At 62.0% G+C, this 19,049-nt stretch carries 18 protein-coding genes; all 18 read left to right on the top strand.

The window, feature by feature from the left end:
• Positions 1-38: 38 nt before the first annotated feature.
• The 18 genes from ADN00_RS10065 to ADN00_RS09990 all read left to right on the top strand — a co-directional run bounded on the left by ADN00_RS10065 (position 39) and on the right by ADN00_RS09990 (position 19,036).
• Complete coding sequence (locus ADN00_RS10065; protein WP_075062850.1) at positions 39-1,301, top strand: ABC transporter substrate-binding protein; 1,263 nt, start codon at positions 39-41, stop codon at positions 1,299-1,301.
• A 12-nt stretch (positions 1,302-1,313) separates the two neighbouring features.
• Entirely contained in the window at positions 1,314-3,449 is a 2,136-nt protein-coding gene (locus ADN00_RS10060) for an ATP-binding protein (RefSeq protein ID WP_075062849.1), read from the top strand.
• A 19-nt stretch (positions 3,450-3,468) separates the two neighbouring features.
• A complete protein-coding gene (locus ADN00_RS10055; protein ID WP_075062848.1) occupies positions 3,469-5,388 on the top strand; it encodes an eCIS core domain-containing protein in 1,920 nt (639 codons plus the stop codon).
• A 47-nt stretch (positions 5,389-5,435) separates the two neighbouring features.
• Positions 5,436-6,290: a DUF4255 domain-containing protein gene (locus ADN00_RS10050; RefSeq protein ID WP_075062847.1), complete on the top strand. Its 855-nt coding sequence runs from the start codon at positions 5,436-5,438 to the stop codon at positions 6,288-6,290.
• 121 nt (positions 6,291-6,411) lie between these two features.
• Positions 6,412-8,052, top strand: a complete 1,641-nt coding sequence (locus tag ADN00_RS10045) for a phage tail sheath family protein (RefSeq protein WP_075062846.1) — start codon at positions 6,412-6,414, stop codon at positions 8,050-8,052.
• A gap of 41 nt (positions 8,053-8,093) precedes the next feature.
• Positions 8,094-8,540 carry a phage tail protein gene (locus ADN00_RS10040; RefSeq protein ID WP_075062845.1) on the top strand — a complete coding sequence of 149 codons (447 nt, stop codon included), beginning with the start codon at positions 8,094-8,096 and terminating at the stop codon, positions 8,538-8,540.
• Between the two features lie 102 nt (positions 8,541-8,642).
• Positions 8,643-9,176, top strand: coding sequence for a phage tail protein (locus ADN00_RS10035; protein WP_075062844.1), 534 nt, complete (start codon positions 8,643-8,645; stop codon positions 9,174-9,176).
• Positions 9,177-9,219: 43 nt separating this feature from the next.
• Positions 9,220-9,591: a hypothetical protein gene (locus ADN00_RS10030; RefSeq protein WP_075062843.1), complete on the top strand. Its 372-nt coding sequence runs from the start codon at positions 9,220-9,222 to the stop codon at positions 9,589-9,591.
• Positions 9,592-9,599: 8 nt separating this feature from the next.
• Complete coding sequence (locus ADN00_RS20550; RefSeq protein ID WP_407944717.1) at positions 9,600-9,746, top strand: DUF6760 family protein; 147 nt, start codon at positions 9,600-9,602, stop codon at positions 9,744-9,746.
• Positions 9,747-9,750: 4 nt separating this feature from the next.
• Positions 9,751-9,906: a hypothetical protein gene (locus ADN00_RS19990; RefSeq protein WP_160317510.1), complete on the top strand. Its 156-nt coding sequence runs from the start codon at positions 9,751-9,753 to the stop codon at positions 9,904-9,906.
• Positions 9,907-9,917: 11 nt separating this feature from the next.
• Positions 9,918-10,484, top strand: coding sequence for a phage tail protein (locus ADN00_RS10025; protein WP_075062842.1), 567 nt, complete (start codon positions 9,918-9,920; stop codon positions 10,482-10,484).
• A 41-nt stretch (positions 10,485-10,525) separates the two neighbouring features.
• On the top strand, positions 10,526-12,541 hold the full coding sequence (locus ADN00_RS10020; RefSeq protein WP_075062841.1) for a hypothetical protein: 2,016 nt from the start codon (positions 10,526-10,528) through the stop codon (positions 12,539-12,541).
• A gap of 19 nt (positions 12,542-12,560) precedes the next feature.
• Complete coding sequence (locus ADN00_RS10015) at positions 12,561-13,265, top strand: CIS tube protein (protein WP_075062840.1); 705 nt, start codon at positions 12,561-12,563, stop codon at positions 13,263-13,265.
• 11 nt (positions 13,266-13,276) lie between these two features.
• A complete protein-coding gene (locus ADN00_RS10010) occupies positions 13,277-15,211 on the top strand; it encodes a VgrG-related protein (RefSeq protein ID WP_075062839.1) in 1,935 nt (644 codons plus the stop codon).
• Positions 15,212-15,223: 12 nt separating this feature from the next.
• A complete protein-coding gene (locus ADN00_RS10005; RefSeq protein WP_075062838.1) occupies positions 15,224-15,514 on the top strand; it encodes a PAAR domain-containing protein in 291 nt (96 codons plus the stop codon).
• A 44-nt stretch (positions 15,515-15,558) separates the two neighbouring features.
• On the top strand, positions 15,559-15,972 hold the full coding sequence (locus ADN00_RS10000) for a GPW/gp25 family protein (RefSeq protein ID WP_075062837.1): 414 nt from the start codon (positions 15,559-15,561) through the stop codon (positions 15,970-15,972).
• A 14-nt stretch (positions 15,973-15,986) separates the two neighbouring features.
• The gene (locus tag ADN00_RS09995) at positions 15,987-18,080 is read left to right on the top strand and encodes a putative baseplate assembly protein (RefSeq protein ID WP_075062836.1); all 2,094 of its coding nucleotides are present in this window, start codon (positions 15,987-15,989) and stop codon (positions 18,078-18,080) included.
• Positions 18,077-19,036 carry a phage tail protein gene (locus tag ADN00_RS09990; protein WP_075062835.1) on the top strand — a complete coding sequence of 320 codons (960 nt, stop codon included), beginning with the start codon at positions 18,077-18,079 and terminating at the stop codon, positions 19,034-19,036. The genes ADN00_RS09995 and ADN00_RS09990 overlap by 4 nt, the downstream gene beginning before the upstream one ends.
• Positions 19,037-19,049 lie beyond the last annotated feature (13 nt).

Below are 19,049 nucleotides of genomic sequence, written 5' to 3'. Positions count from 1 at the left end.
ATGGTTCGTTCTAGCGCAATCGCATCGAAGGAGTCGCTTTGATCAAGCACATTCGTTCCTGGGGTATCGTTCTACTCCTGCTCACCGCCATCCTGTCTGCCTGCCGCCCTGAGACGGCGCAGGCGATTTCTGTTGGCAGCCTGTGGGACGCGCCCGCCGAAAACGGGCAAATTGACTGGGCCGCCGCCTCGCTGCTGGCGGGGGAGGCCAACCGTGGGTTTGAGCTGGCCAGCCAGGACGCGGCTTTTGAATCACTGCGCTTTGCCGAGGGCAACCGGCAGGACGATGTGCAGGCGGCCGTGCGCCAATTAGCGGAAGGGCAAAAAGACACCCCCACCGCCGGGCCGGTTCTGGCACTGCTGGGCGCGACTTCCAATGAAGCCACCGCCCGCGCGGCCGCCCTGGCCAACTTTTTCAACCTGCCGATGATTGTTCCCAGCGCCAGCGGCGACAACCTGCTCCCTTCCAACAACTTGTGGGCGTTTCAGTTGAGCGCGCCCAATTCAACGTATGCCCGTTATCTGCTGGGCACAGTGCTGACCGCGCAGGCGTTGGGCGGTGGCGCGGAAGATGAATCCGCGCCCGTTGCGCGCATTGCCATTCTCTACGAACAGAATACCTACGGGGAGAACGCCGCTGTGGCCGCGGCCGAGGCGGCCATGCAGCAGAACCTGGAAATTACGGTGTATGACCGCTTCCCGGCCGAAAACGCCAATCCCACCCTGCTGCGCGGGCTGGCCAACGCGGTGATTGATGCCGACGCGCATATTGTGATTTTGATCAGTTCCGACCCGGCTGCCGCGCGGCTTTTGGCACAGACTTTCAAAAATCTGCTCGACCCGCGCGCCATGCCGGTGCTGGTTGGTATGGCGGGTGGTTTTACCAGCCAGAATTTTCTCTCTTCGCCGGAAGCGGAGGGTGTAACCGTTTTGCGCCAGCAGATGCAGGCTGAAGGCTGCCCGGCGGAAATCCAGTCGTTGTACGCCGCGCAGAACTATGCCGCTGTGAAGCTGCTGGCCTACGCCGTGGAAGAAGCCCCCAACCTGGCCGCCGACAGAGAGCAGCTCTCGCTGGCCAGCGCGGACGGCATCAGCGCCTACCGCGAAGCCGTGCGCGACGCCCTCAAAGCCGCCAGCCTGAACCTGCCCTGCCTGGGTCAGGTGGCTTTTGACAACGCCGGGCAGAATAAATTTGCCCGTATCGAACTGGTAACTGCCGAGAACGGCGCCGCGCGCGTGCTGTCTGCTGAAGAGCTGGTTGCCGCCGTCAAACAACGACTTGCGCCGTCTACCGCTGAATAGATACGATTGACCATGAGCGAATTGACCCACCCTCACCAAACCTACCTTGCCGCGGCCCTCGCCTGGCTGGACGCGCGCCTGGAGCGCGACATCCGCCGCTGGCAGTTGGCCGGGCAAGACCCATCTGACCGCTTCCGCGGACTGTACCTTTCAGGCGCCGCCGCTTTAGACCTGGCGCGGCGCGGCGCGGGCGGCCGGTGGGGCACAGGGGTGGACCTGCCCGAAGATGAGGAGAAACGGCTTTCTGCCGCGCAGGAAGCGGCCCGCCAGGCCATGCGCGACCTTGAGGCCGCGCCCGTGCCGCGCCTCAAAGCGCTGCAGAGCCGCTTTGGGCTGACCGATTTTGAGTGGTGGGCGTTCATCATCTGTCTGGCGCCCGCCGTGGACCTGCGCTACGAGCGCGTGTATGGCTTTTTGCAGGACGACGTAACCCGCACCTGCGCCAGCGTCGACCTGATTCTCAGCCTGCTGCTGCCCGAGGCGGGTCTTTCGCGCTTGGAGGCGCTGCCTGTGTTCGAGCCGCGCGCCGCGCTGCGCACCTTCCGCCTGCTGCTGCCGGTGGAAGAGAACGGCAAACCTGCCAGCCTGTTGCGCCAGACCTTCCGCGTGGAGGCGGGTGTGGTTAACTGGCTGCTGGGTGAAGACGCGCCTTCCGCCAGCCTGGGCGACGCGGTGGAGCTCTTCCCCGCCCCGCCCCAGGCAATTCAGGCGTTCTCGCACCCCCAGATGCCCGCAGCCGATACCCTCGCCCGGGTCAAACCGCTGCTCTCTCTGCATGGGCCAGACGCCCTGCAGCAAGAGCTGGCCGCCCAGGAAGCGGCAGCCGCCCTGCGGCGCCCGCTGCTGAGCCTGAAAATTTCCAGCGAGGTTGAACGCGAAGAGGCCGTGCAGCAGCTCTACACCGCCGTGCGCGACGCCAGCCTGCTGCAGGCGCTGCTCTTTGTGCGCGGCTGCGACGCCTTCATTGACGCCGACGGCTGCCTGCTGCCGCGGGCTTTTCACGCCTTTAACCTGCTGGATGGTCCCGTGCTCACTGGCAGCCTGCGCCCCTACCGCTTCCACTCTGAGATGCCCGGCAGCGACTCGCCGCTGATGAGCGTGGCGCTGGATCGTTTAAGCGCCGCCGAGCGCGCCGATTTGTGGGCCGCACTCCTGGAGGGCGTGGATGAAGCCATCCCGCGCAAAGAGATGCTCATCCTGGCCGGGCAGTTCAACCTGACCAGCGGCCAGGTAACCGCCGCGGCGTCCACTGCCATGTCGCGCGCCTTGCAGGAAGGCCGCGCTTTGCAGGCCGCCGACCTGTTTGAGGCCGCCCGCGTCCATTCCGGGCATCACCTGGGCGACCTGGCGCGCAAGATCGAGCCGCGCTATGTGTGGGAAGACCTGGTGCTGCCCGAAACACCCATCACCATGCTCAAAGAAATGGTCAATATGGTGCAGTCCCGCCCGCTGGTGCTGGAAAACTGGGGCCTGGGGCGCAAACTGGCCGCCGGAAAGGGTGTTTCGGCGCTCTTCTCTGGCCCTCCCGGCACCGGCAAAACCCTGGCAGCGCAGATTATGGCCAACCAACTGGGCATTGACCTCTACCGCATCGATCTGTCCACGGTGGTGAGTAAATATGTGGGCGAGACCGAAAAGAACCTGGAGAGCATCTTCAGCGAGGCTGCTGAAAGCAACGCGATTCTGTTCTTCGATGAAGCCGACAGCATTTTTGGCAAGCGCTCCGAGGTGAAAGACGCCCACGACCGCTATGCCAATATTGAGGTGGGGTACCTGCTGCAGCGCATGGAAGATTACAGCGGCGTGGCGATTCTGGCCACCAATCTGCGCTCGAACCTGGATGAAGCCTTCACCCGCCGTCTGCAGTTCATTATCAATTTCCCCTTCCCCGATGAAGCCTATCGCTTGAACATCTGGAAGGTGCTGATGCCGCCCGATTTGCCGCGCGCCGAAGACCTGGACCTGGCCTTGATGGCGCGGCGCTTCAAACTGGCGGGCGGCAGCATTCGCAACATCATCGTCAGCGCGGCCTACCTGGCCGCCGTTGATGGTGGAACGGTGACCATGTCTCATCTCATGCACGGCGCCCGGCGCGAGTTTCAAAAAATGGGCCGCCTGGTGCAGGAGAGTGATTTTGTTCTGTCCTGATGAAAAGGAGTGATAAACCATGTCCGGCCATCAAAAAACACAACAGACACAACATACGCCTGCGGCGGGTAAGCTCAAGAAAGCGGACGTGCAGGCCCGGCAGCCCGTCAATCTGGAGCAAATGTTCTCCGCGCCCGAAACTCTGCGCGAAGAGGATGTGCTGGCGGCCCAGCAGCAGGTGGGCAACCAGGTGGTGCAGCGCGCTTTGGACAAGCGCCCCTCTGACCGCCAGGTAACTGACGAGCAGGGCAACCTGCTGCCGGAGATCACCGACACCATTCAGCAGAAGCGCGGCGGCGGCGCGCCGCTGCCAGACGATATCCAGCGCGAGGCCGGCAAGAAGTTCAAGCGCAGTTTCAAGAATGTGCGCATTCACACCGATGAGACCGCCGACTCGCTCAGCCGCACCATCCGCGCCCGCGCTTTCACCATTGGCTCCGACATCTTTTTTAAGCGCGGTGTGTTTGCCCCCGGAACCAGCCAGGGCCGCGAGACCATGATCCACGAGCTGACCCATGTGGTGCAGCAGTCGGGCAGCAAAGGCGGCGCGGGGCGGCTGAAGCTGGGCGCGCCAGACAGCGTGCACGAGAAACAGGCCGACCAGATGGGCAAGAGCAGCGCCGCTGCCAGCGGAATGGCTTCCGCGGCGGTGCAGCGCGCCCCCATGGAAGAAGACGAGCTGCAGATGCAGTCCTTCGATGAGGACGAACTGCAGATGCAGGCGGAAGAGGAAGAAGAGCTGCAAATGCAGGCGGAAGACGAGGACGAACTGCAGATGCAGGCAGAAGACGAGGACGAACTGCAAATGCAGGCGGAAGACGAAGACGAACTGCAGATGCAGCCAGACACACCCGCGCTGGTGCAGCGCGCGGGGGACGACGAAGAAGGAAAGCAGAAAGACGCTGCACAGGTTTCTGCCCCGCCAAAAAAGCCGCTGCCGGTTCCCCCGGCGAAAAAGGCTGTGTCATCGGCCAAGCCGCTGCCCACTCCGCCGGTAAAAGCGTCCAGCAAACCGCTGCCGGTTCCTCCGGCTAAAAAACCGGTCGGGTCAACAGCCAAGCCGCTGCCCACCCCGCCGGTCAAGTCGTCCAGCAAACCGCTGCCGGTTCCCCCCGCCGCGAAGGCGGCCAAGACGGGGCATACGCCGCCTTCCAAGCCGCTTCCCGCCCTTCCGGTGAAACCGTCCGCGTCTACTGCAACGGCCCCATCCCCCGCGCCAGCCAAGGCCCCCGCGGCCAACTCGCGTGAGGCGTTGATGGAAAAAATTAAAGACCCCAAGACCAGCCAGGAAGAAGTGGAAAAAGCCCAGGCCAAGCTCAACCTGCTGCACAAACGCGGCACCAAGGAGTCGATCAAGGCTTTCTTCACCCGCGGCCAGTCTTCCAAGAGCTGGGCCAGCCAGGCCATGTCTGCCCGCAAGGAGAATGTGAAGCAGGCCCAAAAAGCCAAAGAAAAAGAGCTGCGCGAGACGGCCTTGAGCGACGACCCGGCCAAAGCCGAAGCCGCTTATGAAGAACTGCAGGGGATGAAGAATCCCAAGAAACCGGCCAAAGCGCCGGAAACGAGCGCCCAAGAGCCCGGCGCCGCAGAAAAGAAAGGCGAGAAAAAAGGCGACGGCATTGGCAGCAAGATTGGCAAATGGTCGCTGGGCAAGTTGGCGGATTTTGGAAAATCGAAATTGAATCAAACCCTGAGCCATTTTTTTGGCGTCAAATCGGGCGATGATGAAGAGAAGGATGAGAAACCCGGCGTCAACGTTAAGGTGGAGAACCATCTGGGCGCGCTCGCTGGCACTGGCGGCGGCGCAAATGCCGGCGCTGGCAGCACAGGCGGTGGTATCAGCGAGATGATGGAAAAGTACGCCGATCTGCGCGAGGAGAATAAAAAGCTGCGTGCTGAAGTCGCCGCGTTTAAGCAAAAACTCGCCGCTGACCAGTAATCAGCGCGCGTTATGTCTGTTGAGGGTCACTCAGGAGAACCCCGCCTATGCTTTCCGATGTTGATGAAGTTCTGCGCAAGCTGCTGATCCGCGAGATTGATATTCAGGGGAATGAGGTCGATATTCAATTCGACCAGCCCAAACGCGAGTGGTCTTCGCGTTTGAGCAAGCCAACCATCAATCTTTTCCTGTTTGATCTGCGCGAGAATCTGCGCCTGCGCGGCGCGGAGCAGTACCGCACCATCACCCGCCCCGACGGCATGGCCGAGATCAGGCGCAACCCGGTGCGCATGGACCTGCGCTACCTGATGACAGCCTGGGTGAAAGAGGCGGAAGATGAACACCTGCTGCTGGCTTCGGCGCTCACCGGCCTGCTGCGCAATCCTTTTCTGCCCGAAGACCTGCTGACGCCGCGCCTGCAGAACCAGCCCACGCCCATCCCGCTGGACGTGGCCACCTTTCCACCTGAGCCTGGGCCGATGGATAAATTTTCGGAGATCTGGGGCGTGCTGGATAACGAGCTGCGTCCCGGCATTCTGGTGACGGTGACCGTGGCGATTGACCCCTACAGTCCGATGGTCTACCCGCGGGTGCGCAGCCTGGAGACGCGTTTCGTGCAGGATTCGGCCATCCAGCAGCCTGCCGCGCCGGTAGTTACCCGCGCGCCTTCCAAAACATACCATTCGGTGGGCGGCCGGATCAAAAGCGAAAAATACACCCCGTCCAGTCTGTCTATGGTGCTGGTCGAGACCCACTCTGCGGTGGAAATCTCGGAGGACGGCGGCTATACCTTACACAAAGTGATGGATGGAGAATATCACCTGGATATTCTCTTTAACCAAAAAGTATTGAAACGGCAAAAAATTGTTGTGCCTTCCCCAAGTTATGATATCCAGATTTGATCTGGTATTTTTCGGTACGCACCCGGCACAGAAAGGAGCTACTCATCCATCAAGAGCCAGCCATCCAGACTTCTGTTCAGTCGATCAACCAACCAACTCAATCTGTTAGCAGGAGGAAGCTATGCCCGAATATTTGTCACCCGGCGTATATGTCGAAGAAGTAGACCGGGGACCCAAGCCCATTGAGGGCGTGGGAACTGCCATGGCCGCTTTTGTGGGCTTTACGGAAAAAGCCGAACTGGCGCGCGAAGTTGACGGCGAACTGGTTGTTGAAAACCTGCTCAACCGTCCCCAACTCGTTACCAACTGGACGCAATTCGTCGAGCGGTTTGGCGGATTTGTCGCGGGCGTTAACCTGCCGCAGTCGGTTTACGGGTATTTCACCAACGGTGGTTCGCGCTGCTATGTGGTCAGCGTGCGGACTTTCCCCAAGGCTGAGGCGGTGCTGATGAATGCCCAGGGCAAGCCCGCCCTGTCGGTGCGCGCCCGCCAGGCCGGTGTGGAAGGCTTGAAGATGCGCGTGCGCGTGGGCGATCTGGCCCTGCCCGCCCCCAGTGGTAAGAAAGCCGCGGAAGGCGCGGAGGGTGAAGCCCCCGAAGCCCCGGCGGCCGGAGAGTACAGTTTTAGCGTTTTTGTGGAGAAAGAAGCAGCCAGCGGCGGCTGGAAGCCGGTTGAAACCATTACCGATGTGAAACTGCAAACTGTGGTGGCAGACACCAAAAAGCAGGTGGCCCTGGCCTTCAAGAACAACAAGCTGCCCAAGTTTGTGGAGTTCACCGTTCTTGAACCGTCTTCGATTGAGAAGGCCATGCCGCGTGAGCAGGAACAGCCCCTGACCATCGAGAAGAAGCTGCTTGAACCGGCTGTGGCCAGCGATTTCCGCGGCGACGTGAGCGAGCGCAAGGGTATTGAGGGCTTGGAAGTGCTGGACGATGTAACCATGGTGTGCGTGCCCGATCTGATGACCACCATGCCCGGCGAAAAACTCAACCTCGATATGGTCAAAGCCGTGCAGGGCATGATGATTGCCCACTGCGAGCGCATGGGCGACCGCGTTGCCATTCTGGACGCGCCCCCCGACCTGACCCCGCAGGAAGTGAAGAAATGGCGCATGGACATCGCCGGTTTTGACACCAGCTACGCTGCCATGTATTACCCGTGGGTCAAGGTGATGGACGCGGCTACCGATTCGATGGTCAACATGCCGCCCTCTGGTCATATCGCCGGTTTGTGGGCGCGCAGCGACAACACGCGCGGCGTTCACAAAGCCCCCGCCAACGAAGTGGTGCAGGGCGTGGTGGGCCTGGCTTACCAGACCACCAAAGGCGAGCAGGATACCCTCAACCCGATTGGCGTCAACTGCATCCGCAGCTTCCCTGGGCGCGGCATCCGCGTGTGGGGCGCGCGCACCCTCTCCAGCGATCCGGCCTGGCGCTACATTAACGTGCGCCGCCTCTTCAACTATGTTGAAAAATCCATCGAAAACGGCACGCAGTGGGTGGTGTTTGAGCCCAACAACCGCAAGCTGTGGGCGCGCGTCAACCGCGACGTGTCGGCCTTCCTGCGAATGGTGTGGCGCGACGGCGCGCTGTTCGGCTCATCGCCGGCCGAGGCTTTCTATGTCAAAGTGGACGATGAACTTAACCCGCCCGAATCGCGCGACCTGGGCCGCCTGGTGATTGAAATCGGCATGGCTCCGGTCAAACCGGCCGAGTTTGTCATTTTCCGCATCAGCCAGTGGGCTGGACCGGGATCGGAATAGCAGGTACGCATTAACGAATTGGTTAAAGAAGGAGCATAAGTATGCCAACCCGTGAGGATCCTCTTGTATCATTTAAATTTGGCCTGGAAATTGAAGGCAAGCTCACCGGCTTCTTCACCCAGGTCAGTGGCATTGGCTCGGAGTCCGAAGTGATCCAGCACAAAGTCGTCAACTCGGAAACCGGCGAAACCATCATGCAGCAAATCCCCGGCCGTCTCACCTGGACGCCTGTTACCCTCAAGCGCGGCGTTACCAGCAGCATGGACATTTGGGAGTGGCGCCAGCAGGTGGTGGAAGGCAAAATCGGCGAAGCGCGCACCAACTGTTCGATTGTGGCTTACGCGCAAGACAACACAGAGATCGCGCGCTGGAACTTTGAGAATGCCTGGCCCAGCAAGGTGGTCGGCCCCGAAATGGACGCCGGGTCTACCAATTATATGATTGAAGATGTAACCATTGTCCACGAAGGCGTGGAGCGCGTCAGCTAACGGCTGGCTTGCGCATTGTGGACTGCGCTTTCCGTCCCCAGGCTCTTTCCTTTTCGTGAGGAGAGAGCCGGGGCGGGGCAATACACGCAGATAGGATGAATTATGACGGACGGACTGTACCGGGCTATACCGAAATCACAATATACCCTCTACGAAGTGGTGGAAGGCAAGCCGCCGCGCGCTTTGGGCGCCTTTGACTCGTTCACCGGCGGCGACCAGGTGATCTCGATGGTTCATTACAACGTCATGGACGAGCACGGCAATGTAACTACCAAGTTCATCCCCGGCCAGACCACGTTTGAGCCGGTGGTTCTGCTGCGCCCGATGGATATCGTCGCCAAGGCAATCTACAAACGCTTCTGGAAAGCCGTGGCCGGGCAGCTCACCACCATCAAGAAGAACTATTCGGTGTCAATGAATGACTCGCAAGGCGAGCCGCTGGTGTACTGGCATCTCGCCAACGCTCTGCCGGTAAAGGTGTCTGGCTTTGACTTCAATATGACCACCGAATCGGAATACACCTCCTTTGAAATTTCTTTACAAGCCGAGTCAATCGAGGTGGAATTTACCAAAGCCGCCAAGCCCAAGGTGGTCAGCGAAGCGCTGGATGCCTGGGACGAGGCCGAGAATGGCTAATCCGCGGGCGTTCATCACCCGCATCTCGGAAGAGAGTTGACTTATGACCCTGAAAACCGAATTTGAATTTGAGCTCCCCATGGGCTATGTGGATAAAGAGGGCAACCTGCACAAAAAGGGCACCATGCGCCTGGCCACCGCCATGGATGAGATCACCATCCTCAACGATATGCGCGTGCAGAGCAACGAGGCCTACATCGTCATCGTGCTGCTGGCCAGGGTGATCACCAGCCTGGGCAGCGTGAGCCATATCACCACCAACGTCATCGAAAACCTGTTTGCCGCCGATCTCACTTTTCTGCAGGAGTTTTACCGCCAGATCAACGAAACCGGCCACACCCGCCGCGAGTATACCTGCCCGCACTGCCAGAAACCGATTGAGGTGGACCTGTCGACCCTGGGGGGGCAGTCTTAGGCTACCCCCTGGAACAGCTCTACCAGGAGGTAGCCTACATCGCCTATTATTTCCACTGGCCGCCTGAGTCGATCCTCAACCTGGATCACCGCTTCCGGCGGCAGTGGGTAACGGAAATCGCCCGCATCAATAAGCGGCTGAATCAGGGAGCGTGAAGAGATGGCCGAAACCAGCCAACCCCGAGAAGAAACCCCGGCGCAGCCGGCCAGTCCGCGGCTGACGCGCGCCCAGTTGGAAGAGCTGGCCGAAGAGATTGTGGCGCGGTTGAAGCGAGAGCTGGAAGTGGAAGGCCAGCGAAGCGGTAAAGCTGCTTAAGGAAGGTAACCATGGGCTTATTACAGAAGACCTCTTCTTTGCCAAAACCCGAATCGGTGGCGCCAGGCAGGTTCACCACCGAAGAGATTCCCGTTCCGGTGTATCAGTTCGCCGTGGAAATTGACGGCGAAACGGTGGCGCTTTTTCAAAACGTAACCGGCATGTCGGTGAAGCGTGATGTGGAATCGGTGCCGGTGGGCGGTGAAAACTCTTTCGGCAGAGAATTTCCCGGGCGGGTTTCGTACGGCCACATCACCCTCGAGGTGGGCCTTTCTTCTTCCGATTTCTTCTGGAAGTGGATGACCGGCGGCCATCTTGACGGGTACGCGATCAGCAAAGACGTTACCCTCATCCAGCGCCGCCCGCAGCCCGACCCCTCCGCGGCCCCTGATGAAGAGAAGATTTTTCAGGTGGTGAAGTACTGGTTTTTTGACAACGCCTTCCCGGTGGGCTGGAAGATTTCGGACCTGAACCTGGACAATTCTGAGAATATCGTCATCGAAAGCCTGGAGCTTTCGTTCGACAGTTTCTCGCTGTACACCACCCGCGGCGAATTAAGAACCCGCCAGCAGAGCTAGCGGGCCGTTAATACCGCAATCGCAGCGCAAGAGATGAGGTTATGGAACCTGGCAATCCGTTGATTTCACGCTTACAACAGCAGCGCGGCCGCATTCAGGGCATGCTGTCTCCCGGCCTGCGGGGCCAGCCGGGTGAACGCCTGTCGCCGGTGGCTGCGGATTTCGCCGGACGCAAGTTTAAGCTGGCCGCACAGCAGATGCGGGCGCTCGATCCGCGCCGGCTGGGCCCGGCGCAGCCCGCTGATCTGCCGCCGCTCAGTCGTGAAGTTCCCGCCAAATTCCAGAACCCGCAGCAGCTCATTCACCTTCGCCCCGGTGTGCCCGGCGGCAAGAACATTTGGAGCAGCCTGGAAACGCCTCTGCCCGGCGCGCCCGCCGCCCGCCCCGAGCCGCCCGCCGATGAACCCGGCGTGCTGCGCCAGGGCAGCGTGATTCAACGCATGAACACCCTGCCCAAACCGGGGCAGACGTTGGAAGCTTTCCGGCAGCAGATCCAATCGCAGGCGCAGCCCGCCAAAGCCCCCCGCCCGGCCAGCGAAAAGAAACCGGCCGTGCCCGCTAACGTGCGCCTCTTCTCGCGCGTGCAAGAGATCACCGCCGGGCAGAAACCCGCCGAGCCGCAGGCGGAAGAACCGCTCTCCACGCCGCTGGCAGACCTGCCCGCCGCGCAATCCATGCCGGATGACCGCCCGGCACCCGCCGCGCCGCCGCCCGCCCGGCCGGAAGCACCGCGCCCGCCTGAGACCTCCGCACGGGCAGAGCCGCCAACCGCGCCGCCTTCCGCCGCACCCCAAGCAGCGGCCAGTTCCGCTCCCTCCAGTGGGGTGGTGCAGCGCCAACCGGATGAATCTATACCCGCGCAGCCGCTGGCCCGCCAGCGGCCAACCCCACCGGCAGAGAGCCCCACGGTTGTTCAAGCGCCCCAGGCGACCCCAGCCCGGCCAGAAGCCCCGCGCCCACCCGCCTCTGCTCCGGCTGAACAAGCGCTGCCCGTTGAACCCGCACCGGCGCCCGCCGAACCCGCGCCGGATCGGGCCGCCGCGCCGCAGGAGCCGCCAACCCTTCTGCAGGCTGACCAGCCCGCCGAAATGCCCCTGGCTGCCCGGCCTGCCGCGCCGCAAGCCGCTCAGGTCCGCGAATCGGAAGCGCCTGCCCGTGCGCAAGAGTCCCCGGCGGCCGGGCTGAAGCAGGCATTACCGGCCAAACCAGCCAAACCGTTCCAGGCGGCGGACCAGCTTGAGGCGCAGCGCCCGATGGTTGCCCAGGCCGCGCCGCGCGCCCCGCAACCCGAACCCGTGAAACCCGCCGCGCAGCCCGCTTCACCCCAGGTGGACAGCGCGCCCAGCGCTTTGGCAGCCGAACAACCGCTGCCCGTGCCGCCTGCCGCGCCGCTGGCCGGAGAAGCGTTGCAGCCCCGCCTGCCCGCCGCCGCGCAGATGCCGCTGCGCCAGCGCGTTGATTACCGTAAGTCCGCGCCGGCCGCGCTGCGCGCCCTTGAACCCGAAAAAGTGAAACCCGCCGCGCAGCCACCGCTGCTGCGCGCATCCGAGCCGCCGCGCCTGGCGCTGGCAAAGGCGCAGCCGGCGCCCGCTCCCGTCTCTGAAACGCTCCCCGCGGACCTGCTGGCTTTCATGCCCGCCCCCGCGCCCGGCCAGCCGCCGCTGCAAGCGCGTGTTGAAAGCGCGCCCGCGCCGCGCCCGTCCGCGGCCAGCGCGCCCCTGCCCATGCCGGTGGCGGCTTCACCTGCCGCGCGCCGAGAATCCCCCGCGCAGCCCCAAACCCAGCCCGCCGCGCAAATCACTGCTTTGCGCCCGGCGCAGAAACCCCGTCCGTCCGCCGCCCCATCGCCGGTGAATGGGGCAAATGTGGTGCAGCGCATGTGGGACGAGCACGAAGAACTGCGGTCAGCGGGCGGTGAAAGCTCCCCCGGCCAATCGGGCGCGCAAAGCGCCCCCGCGGCGTCAACTGATCTGCGCGCTTTGGCCGAAGATGTGTTCCCGTATGTGAAACGCATCCTCGAAAATGAAGCCCACCGTTCTTCCGGTCACCTACGCTGAGAAAGGTACAGGCAGCCTTATGGCATTAGAAAAAGCAAAACTCCAATGGTCCAGTCTCATTCCCCCGCTCAAGGGCGAAATTGAATGCCAGTTCAATCCGGCCGAACTGACCATTAAAAAAGAGGTGAGCTGGGAAGAGACTACCATTCCCAGTTTCAACGCCCACCGCCTTAAATTTGGCGGCGGCAAACCGGCTACCTACAATCTGTCTCTATTCTTTGACTCATACACCACCGACCCGCCCAAGCCCGGCCAGGACCCCAAGCCCCCGCAGGATGTGCGCGAGTACACCAACCAGCTCCTGCGCCTGACCCTGCGCGGCGCGGGCGCGCTGCCAGCCATGTACCTGATCCCTTTTGCCAGCCCGCCCAGCGTGACCCTGGTGTGGGGCAAGATCACGCTCTTTACCGCCGTGGTCGAATCGGTGCAGGTAACCTTCACCCTCTTCGCGCAAGACGGCACGCCCATCCGCGCCAAGGCCGACGTGGCCTTCAAACAGCACGAGCTGTTCGGCGACGACGTGCTGCCGGCGCAAAATCCCACCAGCCGCAGCGATCCGCGCAAGACGCGCTTTGTGCATGCCCGCCAGCGCCTCGACCAGATTGCCTTTGAGGAATACGGCGACGCGCGCTACTGGCGCATGCTGGCCGAGGCCAACGGCATGGACGATCCCTTCAACCTGGCGGACGGGCAGCTGCTGGTGATTCCCCAGAACCTGGATTAAGGAAACCCTTTATGGCAGAGTCGTTTTCGGTCAAGATCAACTCGATTGATATCAGCACCTTCACCGGTGACCTGGAAGAATTTGTCGTTGACTCGAATGTCTTCCTTCCCACCATGTTTACCATCCTGCTGAAAGATGAGGTGCTCGATCCGCTCACCGGGGCGCTGAAATACACCGACAACCAGCTGCTTTTCAAAGTGGGCGCGCCGGTTGAGATTTCGGTAACCACCAGCGATGTGCCGGGCGAAATGCTGCCGGTGAAAAACACCTTGATTAATGGAGAGATCACTGCCATTGAGCCGGTTTTTGATGAAGACGGCGGGGTGATGCTGCGCCTGCGCGGCTTTGACCGTGGTCACCGCCTGACGATTGGCAAGAAAACGCGCACCTTTGGTGATGCCAACCCCCAGTTTGCCACGCTGAACGATATGCAGATCGTCGCAAAAATCGCCGGTGAAGCCGGGCTGGCCCCAAAAGTGGATATGAGCGGCCTTTCGGGGCTCCAATACCATTATGTGATGCAGTACGACCAGAGCGATTGGGACTTTCTCTGGTCGCGCGCGCAGCTGCTGGGTTACCAGGTGTATGTGGAAGACCGCGTGCTGCACTTTGAAAAAGCCGGGGCCACCCGCAGCCTGCCCATTCCCACCGACGAGCCTGCTAGCCTGCATTGGGGCACCAACCTTACACGCTTTGAGCCGCGCATCGTCAGCATGACGCAGGTCAACTCGGCGGCGGCCTATGGCTGGGACCCCAAGTCGAAACGCGCCGTCACATCCGAATCCAAATCACACAGCAGCAATACCGCCGCGCAGATCGCCGACCCGCTGTACGGCGCTACAGCCCTGGCAACCGGTTATATGATCACGCGGGCCAATGACACCGTCATGTCGCCGGTGATTCGAGACAGCGGACAGGCCAAAGCCCTGGCCGCTGCGCGCTTTGCCGAGCATGAAAGCCAGTTTGTGCGCGCCAGCGGAGAGCTGGGCATTGGCGATCCGCGACTGCTGGCCGGTACACTGGTCGAGGTGGAAGACGTGGGCGTGCGCTTTGGCGGCAAGTATTATATTACCGAAGCGCGGCACATCTTCCGGCGCGGGCGCTATACGGTGCGCTTCGAAGTGTCGGGGCGCAATCCGTACACCATCCGCCATTTGCTGCTCGGTCACGACCAGCCCGCGGGCAGAATCAACGGCGTGGTGATCGGCGTGGTGACCGATATTGCCGACCCGGAAAAATTGGGGCGGGTGAAAGTCAAGTACCCGTGGATGCCCAAAGACGGCGGTGCCGAATTGAGCAGCAACTGGGCGCGCCTGGCCGCCCCTGGCGCGGGTAAAGACCGCGGCCTGTTCTTCACCCCCGAGGTGAACGACGAGGTGCTGGTGGCTTTTGAGCAGGGCGATATGAACTACCCCTATGTGGTGGGCGCGCTGTGGAACGCCAAAGACAAACCGCCCGCCGGCAAAGGCCAGGTGGTCGATGCTGGCCGCAAGACGACCAACCAGCGCATTGTGCGCTCGCGCAGCGGGCATGTGATTATTCTGGACGATACCCAGGGGGAAGAAAAGATTATCATCGAGGATAAAACCCAGAAGAACAGCATTGTGATCGACTCGAAAACCAAGTCGATGACGATTAAAGCTGAAGGTGACCTGACCTTTGAGGCCGGCGGAAAGGTGATTGTGAAGAGCAAGCAAGATTTCAGCGTCGATTCTAAGGCCAAAGTAGACCTGAAAGCTCAGACCAGCCTGGCGATGGAAAGCAAAACTACCGCGTCGCTTAAATCCGGCCAATCCGAAGTGAGCCTGCAGGCCTCGGGCGCCAGCCTGAAAGGCACCAAGGTCGATATTCAAGGCCAGGCCCAGACGGCCATTCAGGGCGCGCAAACCTCTGTCAAGGGTTCGGCCATGGTGGAGATTCAGGGCGCGCTGGTTAAGATCAATTAAGGAGACGGAACGATGCCACCAGCAGCAAGAATGGGCGATACAACAGCCCACGGCGGGGTCATCACGGTGGGATTCCCCACGGTGTTGATCGGCGGCCAGCCGGCCGCGCGGGTGGGCGATTTGCACACCTGCCCGATGGTCAACGGGGTGGTGCCGCACGTTGGCGGGCCGATTATGCCCCCCGGCAGCCCTACAGTGCTGATCGGCGGTCTGCCGGCTGCGCGGCTCGGTGATATGGCCACCTGTGTGGGTCCGCCTGACAGTATTGTGATGGGCTGCATGACCGTCATCATTGGCCCGTAAGCATTGACCGGTAATCAGAATCGGAGACGAAACGCGGAGAGGGTATGCCACTGAACGCCAAAACATTTTTAGGCAACGGATTGAACTTCCCGTTAAAAACGGACGCGCGCGGGCAGCTTGTGCTGGTAACCGGCGCGGAAGATATTGAACAGTCGATCCGCATTATTTTAAGCACGCGCCCCGGCGAGCGGGTGATGCGCCCCACCTTCGGCTGCCGGGCGCACGAGCTGTTGTTTGAGCCGCGCTCTGCCGCCACCGCCAGCCTGCTGCAGGAATATGTGTACCAGGCCTTGCGCATGTGGGAGCCGCGCATTGACATTCTGCAGGTCAATGTGATCCATGACAGCGGCCAGGAGGGGGCCCTGCTGGCGGAGATTCACTACGAGATCAAAGCCACCCACGACGCCCGCAGTATCGTCTTTCCTTTCTACATTGCCGATGAACCGGAACTTGATTAACGCAGGAGCCTGCCATGACCTTACCCGCACCCAACCTGGATGACCTCCGTTTTCAACGCGACCTGGTGGACGAAGCCCGCAAGCGCATCGTCAGCTATTGCCCGGAGTGGACCGAGTATAACCTCAGCGACCCCGGCATCACCCTGATTGAGCTGTTTGCCTGGATGACCGAGCTGATGGTGTACCGCCTTAACCGTGTGCCAGAGAAGAACTACATCAAATTCCTGGAGATGCTCGGCCTGCAGCGTGTGCCTGCCAGCAGCGCGCGCACCGAGCTGACCTTCTGGCTTTCGGCCAACCTGCCGCTCAACCCCGGCGACACGCAAACCGTGACCATTCCGGCGGGGTTTGAAGTGCGTTCGGAGCTGTCCAGCGAAGAAGTGCTCTTTACCACCACCCGCGCGCTGGAGATCTTCCCGCCCTTGCTGGAGCATGTGCGCAAAGAGCAGGAATTCAACAAGAATTACCAGCCGCGCCTGGGGCTGGAGCCGTTTCTGCCCTTTGACGAAAAGTCCCCGCGCCCCGGCGATACCTTTTACCTGGGCTTCAGCCCTAAAAACAACCTGTCCGGGCATATCCTCAAGCTGGAGTTTGAGTGCGACCCGACCGAGGCGGTGGGCATTCGCCGCGACGACCCGCCCTGGGTGTGGGAATGTCTCACCCGCGACGGTTCCTGGCAGGAACTGCGCCTGAGCACCTTTGAAGGTGAAAAAGATACCACCGGCGGCCTGAACAACGAGCGCGGCCAGCTGGTGGTGTACCTGCCGCTGCACGCGGAAGCCAGCCCGCTGTATGGGCTGGAGGCCTTCTGGCTGCGCTGCCGGATTGAGCAGCGTAACTCCTTGCAGGGCATGTACACCGAGTCGCCGCGTGTGAAGCAGATCGACTGCTACAGCCTGGGGGCGGCCGTGCCGGCCATGCACGCCGTGAACGTGGATGGTGAGCTGCTGGGTGTGAGCAGCGGCGAGCCGGGCCAGGCTTTTACCCTTCAGCACGCGCCGGTGTTAGCGCTGCAGAGCGGCGAGACCCTGGAAGTGGAAGAGCAGCGCCACGGCGAGGTGGTGTTTGTGCCCTGGGCGCAGGTGGATGACTTTGCCCGCTCCAGCCAGTTTGACCGTCACTTTGTGCTGGATATGGCCAGCGGCAGCGTGCGCTTTGGCCCCTCGGTGCGCCAGCCCGACGGCACGGTGGTGCAATACGGGCGCGTGCCTGAGAACGGCCGCCGCCTGCGCTTCACCCGCTACCGCCACGGCGGCGGGGTGAGCGGTAACCTGCCCGCCGGCAGCCTGACCACCCTGGGCACCTCGCTGGCGTATATCTCGCGCGTCTCCAACCTCATCCGCGCTTCGGGCGGCCGCGACCAGGAAACCCTGGACGAGCTGAAGCTGCGCGCCCAGCGCGAGCTGCAGGCGCAGCGCCGCGCGGTTACCGCCCAGGACTACGAACAGTTTACCCTCAGCAGCAGCCGCTCGGTGGCGCGCGCCCACTGCCTGACCCCCGACCAGGCGCAAGAGAGCGCCGGGACGGTTTCGGTGCTGGTGGTGCCGGCGGTGGCCGAGGCGCTTAATGCTGGCGGGCTGGCTGCCCTGGCGCTCAGCGACGAGCTTCGCGCCGAAATCCGCGCCCATTTGGACCAGTACCGCCTGATCACCACTTCGCTCAACATCCGTGAGCCGCGCTACACCGGCGTGCGGGTGAAGGCCAAAATTGTGCCGCAAGACTTTCTGCGCCCGGCGGACGTGGTTCAGCGCGTCAGCGATGAGCTGAAACGCTTCCTCACCCCGCTGCCGGTGGATGACAAACCGCCGCTCTTGCCGGGCAGCGAAGCGTTCGCCGGCTGGCCGTTTGGCCGCGACCTGTTTGCCGCCGAGGTGATCTCGCTTATCCAGCAGGTGCCTTCGGTGAAGTTTGTGCTCGACGTGGAAATTTCCTCCCGCCCGGTGGCGCCGGTGGAGGAAAAAGCCCTCTTTGAAGACGCGCCGCCGCTGCCCCTCTCACCGGTGGACAAGGTACTGCGCGTCCCCGCGGACGGCCTGATCTGCTCGCTGGAGCACGAGATTGAGGTAGTGAGCATGGAAGACGCTTATGGGAAAGGACCCTCTCAATGAACGCGCCGCGAGAAACCCTGGCGTTAGCGGCAGATTCCCTCAACCGCTACCCCGGTGAGCTGGCTACGTTTCATCTGCGGTTCAGCGTGCCAGACCAGCCGGCGGGGGCTACCCTGCAACTGGCCATGCCCAAAGTGATGCAGATCGAGTCGCTGGAGCTGCCGGAGGGTGTGCCTGGCACGCTGCCCAGCGTGGCGGAAGTGGATCAGGACCTGATCGTGCTGATTCCGCTGGGCGAACACTTTACCCCCGGGCAGACCTGCACCGTCGTCGCCCGCGCGCGCCTGAACACCTTTTACGCCGATCAGCACCTGCTCACCGAGGCGAGCCTGGTGAGGGAAGACGGCAGCGTTGACGCCGCCGAGACGGTGCGCCTGGCGGTCTACGGCAAGGGCAAATATTTGCAGTATCTGCCTGAGCTGTACGAGAGCGATGGCTTCACCTCGCGCTTCTTGATGTTGTTCGAGAGCTTTTGGAAGCCCATCAGCAGCCAGATTGACCAGATGGATGCCTATTTCGACGCCGACCTGACCCCGCCTGAGTTCATTCCCTGGCTGGCTTCGTGGGTGGGGCTGCCGGTGGACCCCGCTTTGCCGGTGGATCGCGTGCGCGCCCTGCTCAAGCAGGCGATTCTGTTCTTCCAGTGCCGCGGAACGGTGCGCGCGTTGAAAACCTATCTGGAAATTTATACCGCCGGGCAGGTGGAGATCACCGAGCGCCGCGCGCGCAATTTTGTGCTCGGCCCCGCGGGCACGCTGGGGCACGATGTGGCCCTGGGGTCCAACAACCAGCCCAATTCGGTGCAGATTCGCATCCGCGTGCCGGGCGGTGAGCTGGAGCGCTGCGGCTATTCCGCGGCCATGTACCAGCAAAAGATGCGCGAGATTGTGCGCGCCATGGTTCCGGCCCAGACTGTTTTTGAAGTTTCCTGCGCCTTCGACGCGCAGCCAGCATGAGAGGAGAGGAACG

It is taken from the genome of Ornatilinea apprima, assembly GCF_001306115.1.
In the GTDB taxonomy this organism is placed as follows: Bacteria; Chloroflexota; Anaerolineae; order Anaerolineales; family Anaerolineaceae; genus Ornatilinea; species Ornatilinea apprima.
The sequence above is the reverse complement of the archived record's forward strand: the minus strand, read 5'-3'. Positions and strand labels throughout refer to the sequence as shown.

What these genes read in the sequence shown, in the direction of transcription:
- ADN00_RS10060 (WP_075062849.1), top strand. Translation starts at nt 1,314, where the DNA reads ATGAGCGAATTGACCCACCCTCACCAAACCTACCTTGCCGCGGCCCTC.
- ADN00_RS10055 (WP_075062848.1), top strand. Translation starts at nt 3,469, where the DNA reads ATGTCCGGCCATCAAAAAACACAACAGACACAACATACGCCTGCGGCG.
- ADN00_RS10050 (WP_075062847.1), top strand. Translation starts at nt 5,436, where the DNA reads ATGCTTTCCGATGTTGATGAAGTTCTGCGCAAGCTGCTGATCCGCGAG.
- ADN00_RS10045 (WP_075062846.1), top strand. Translation starts at nt 6,412, where the DNA reads ATGCCCGAATATTTGTCACCCGGCGTATATGTCGAAGAAGTAGACCGG.
- ADN00_RS10040 (WP_075062845.1), top strand. Translation starts at nt 8,094, where the DNA reads ATGCCAACCCGTGAGGATCCTCTTGTATCATTTAAATTTGGCCTGGAA.
- ADN00_RS10035 (WP_075062844.1), top strand. Translation starts at nt 8,643, where the DNA reads ATGACGGACGGACTGTACCGGGCTATACCGAAATCACAATATACCCTC.
- ADN00_RS10030 (WP_075062843.1), top strand. Translation starts at nt 9,220, where the DNA reads ATGACCCTGAAAACCGAATTTGAATTTGAGCTCCCCATGGGCTATGTG.
- ADN00_RS19990 (WP_160317510.1), top strand. Translation starts at nt 9,751, where the DNA reads ATGGCCGAAACCAGCCAACCCCGAGAAGAAACCCCGGCGCAGCCGGCC.
- ADN00_RS10025 (WP_075062842.1), top strand. Translation starts at nt 9,918, where the DNA reads ATGGGCTTATTACAGAAGACCTCTTCTTTGCCAAAACCCGAATCGGTG.
- ADN00_RS10020 (WP_075062841.1), top strand. Translation starts at nt 10,526, where the DNA reads ATGGAACCTGGCAATCCGTTGATTTCACGCTTACAACAGCAGCGCGGC.
- ADN00_RS10015 (WP_075062840.1), top strand. Translation starts at nt 12,561, where the DNA reads ATGGCATTAGAAAAAGCAAAACTCCAATGGTCCAGTCTCATTCCCCCG.
- ADN00_RS10010 (WP_075062839.1), top strand. Translation starts at nt 13,277, where the DNA reads ATGGCAGAGTCGTTTTCGGTCAAGATCAACTCGATTGATATCAGCACC.
- ADN00_RS10005 (WP_075062838.1), top strand. Translation starts at nt 15,224, where the DNA reads ATGCCACCAGCAGCAAGAATGGGCGATACAACAGCCCACGGCGGGGTC.
- ADN00_RS10000 (WP_075062837.1), top strand. Translation starts at nt 15,559, where the DNA reads ATGCCACTGAACGCCAAAACATTTTTAGGCAACGGATTGAACTTCCCG.
- ADN00_RS09995 (WP_075062836.1), top strand. Translation starts at nt 15,987, where the DNA reads ATGACCTTACCCGCACCCAACCTGGATGACCTCCGTTTTCAACGCGAC.
- ADN00_RS09990 (WP_075062835.1), top strand. Translation starts at nt 18,077, where the DNA reads ATGAACGCGCCGCGAGAAACCCTGGCGTTAGCGGCAGATTCCCTCAAC.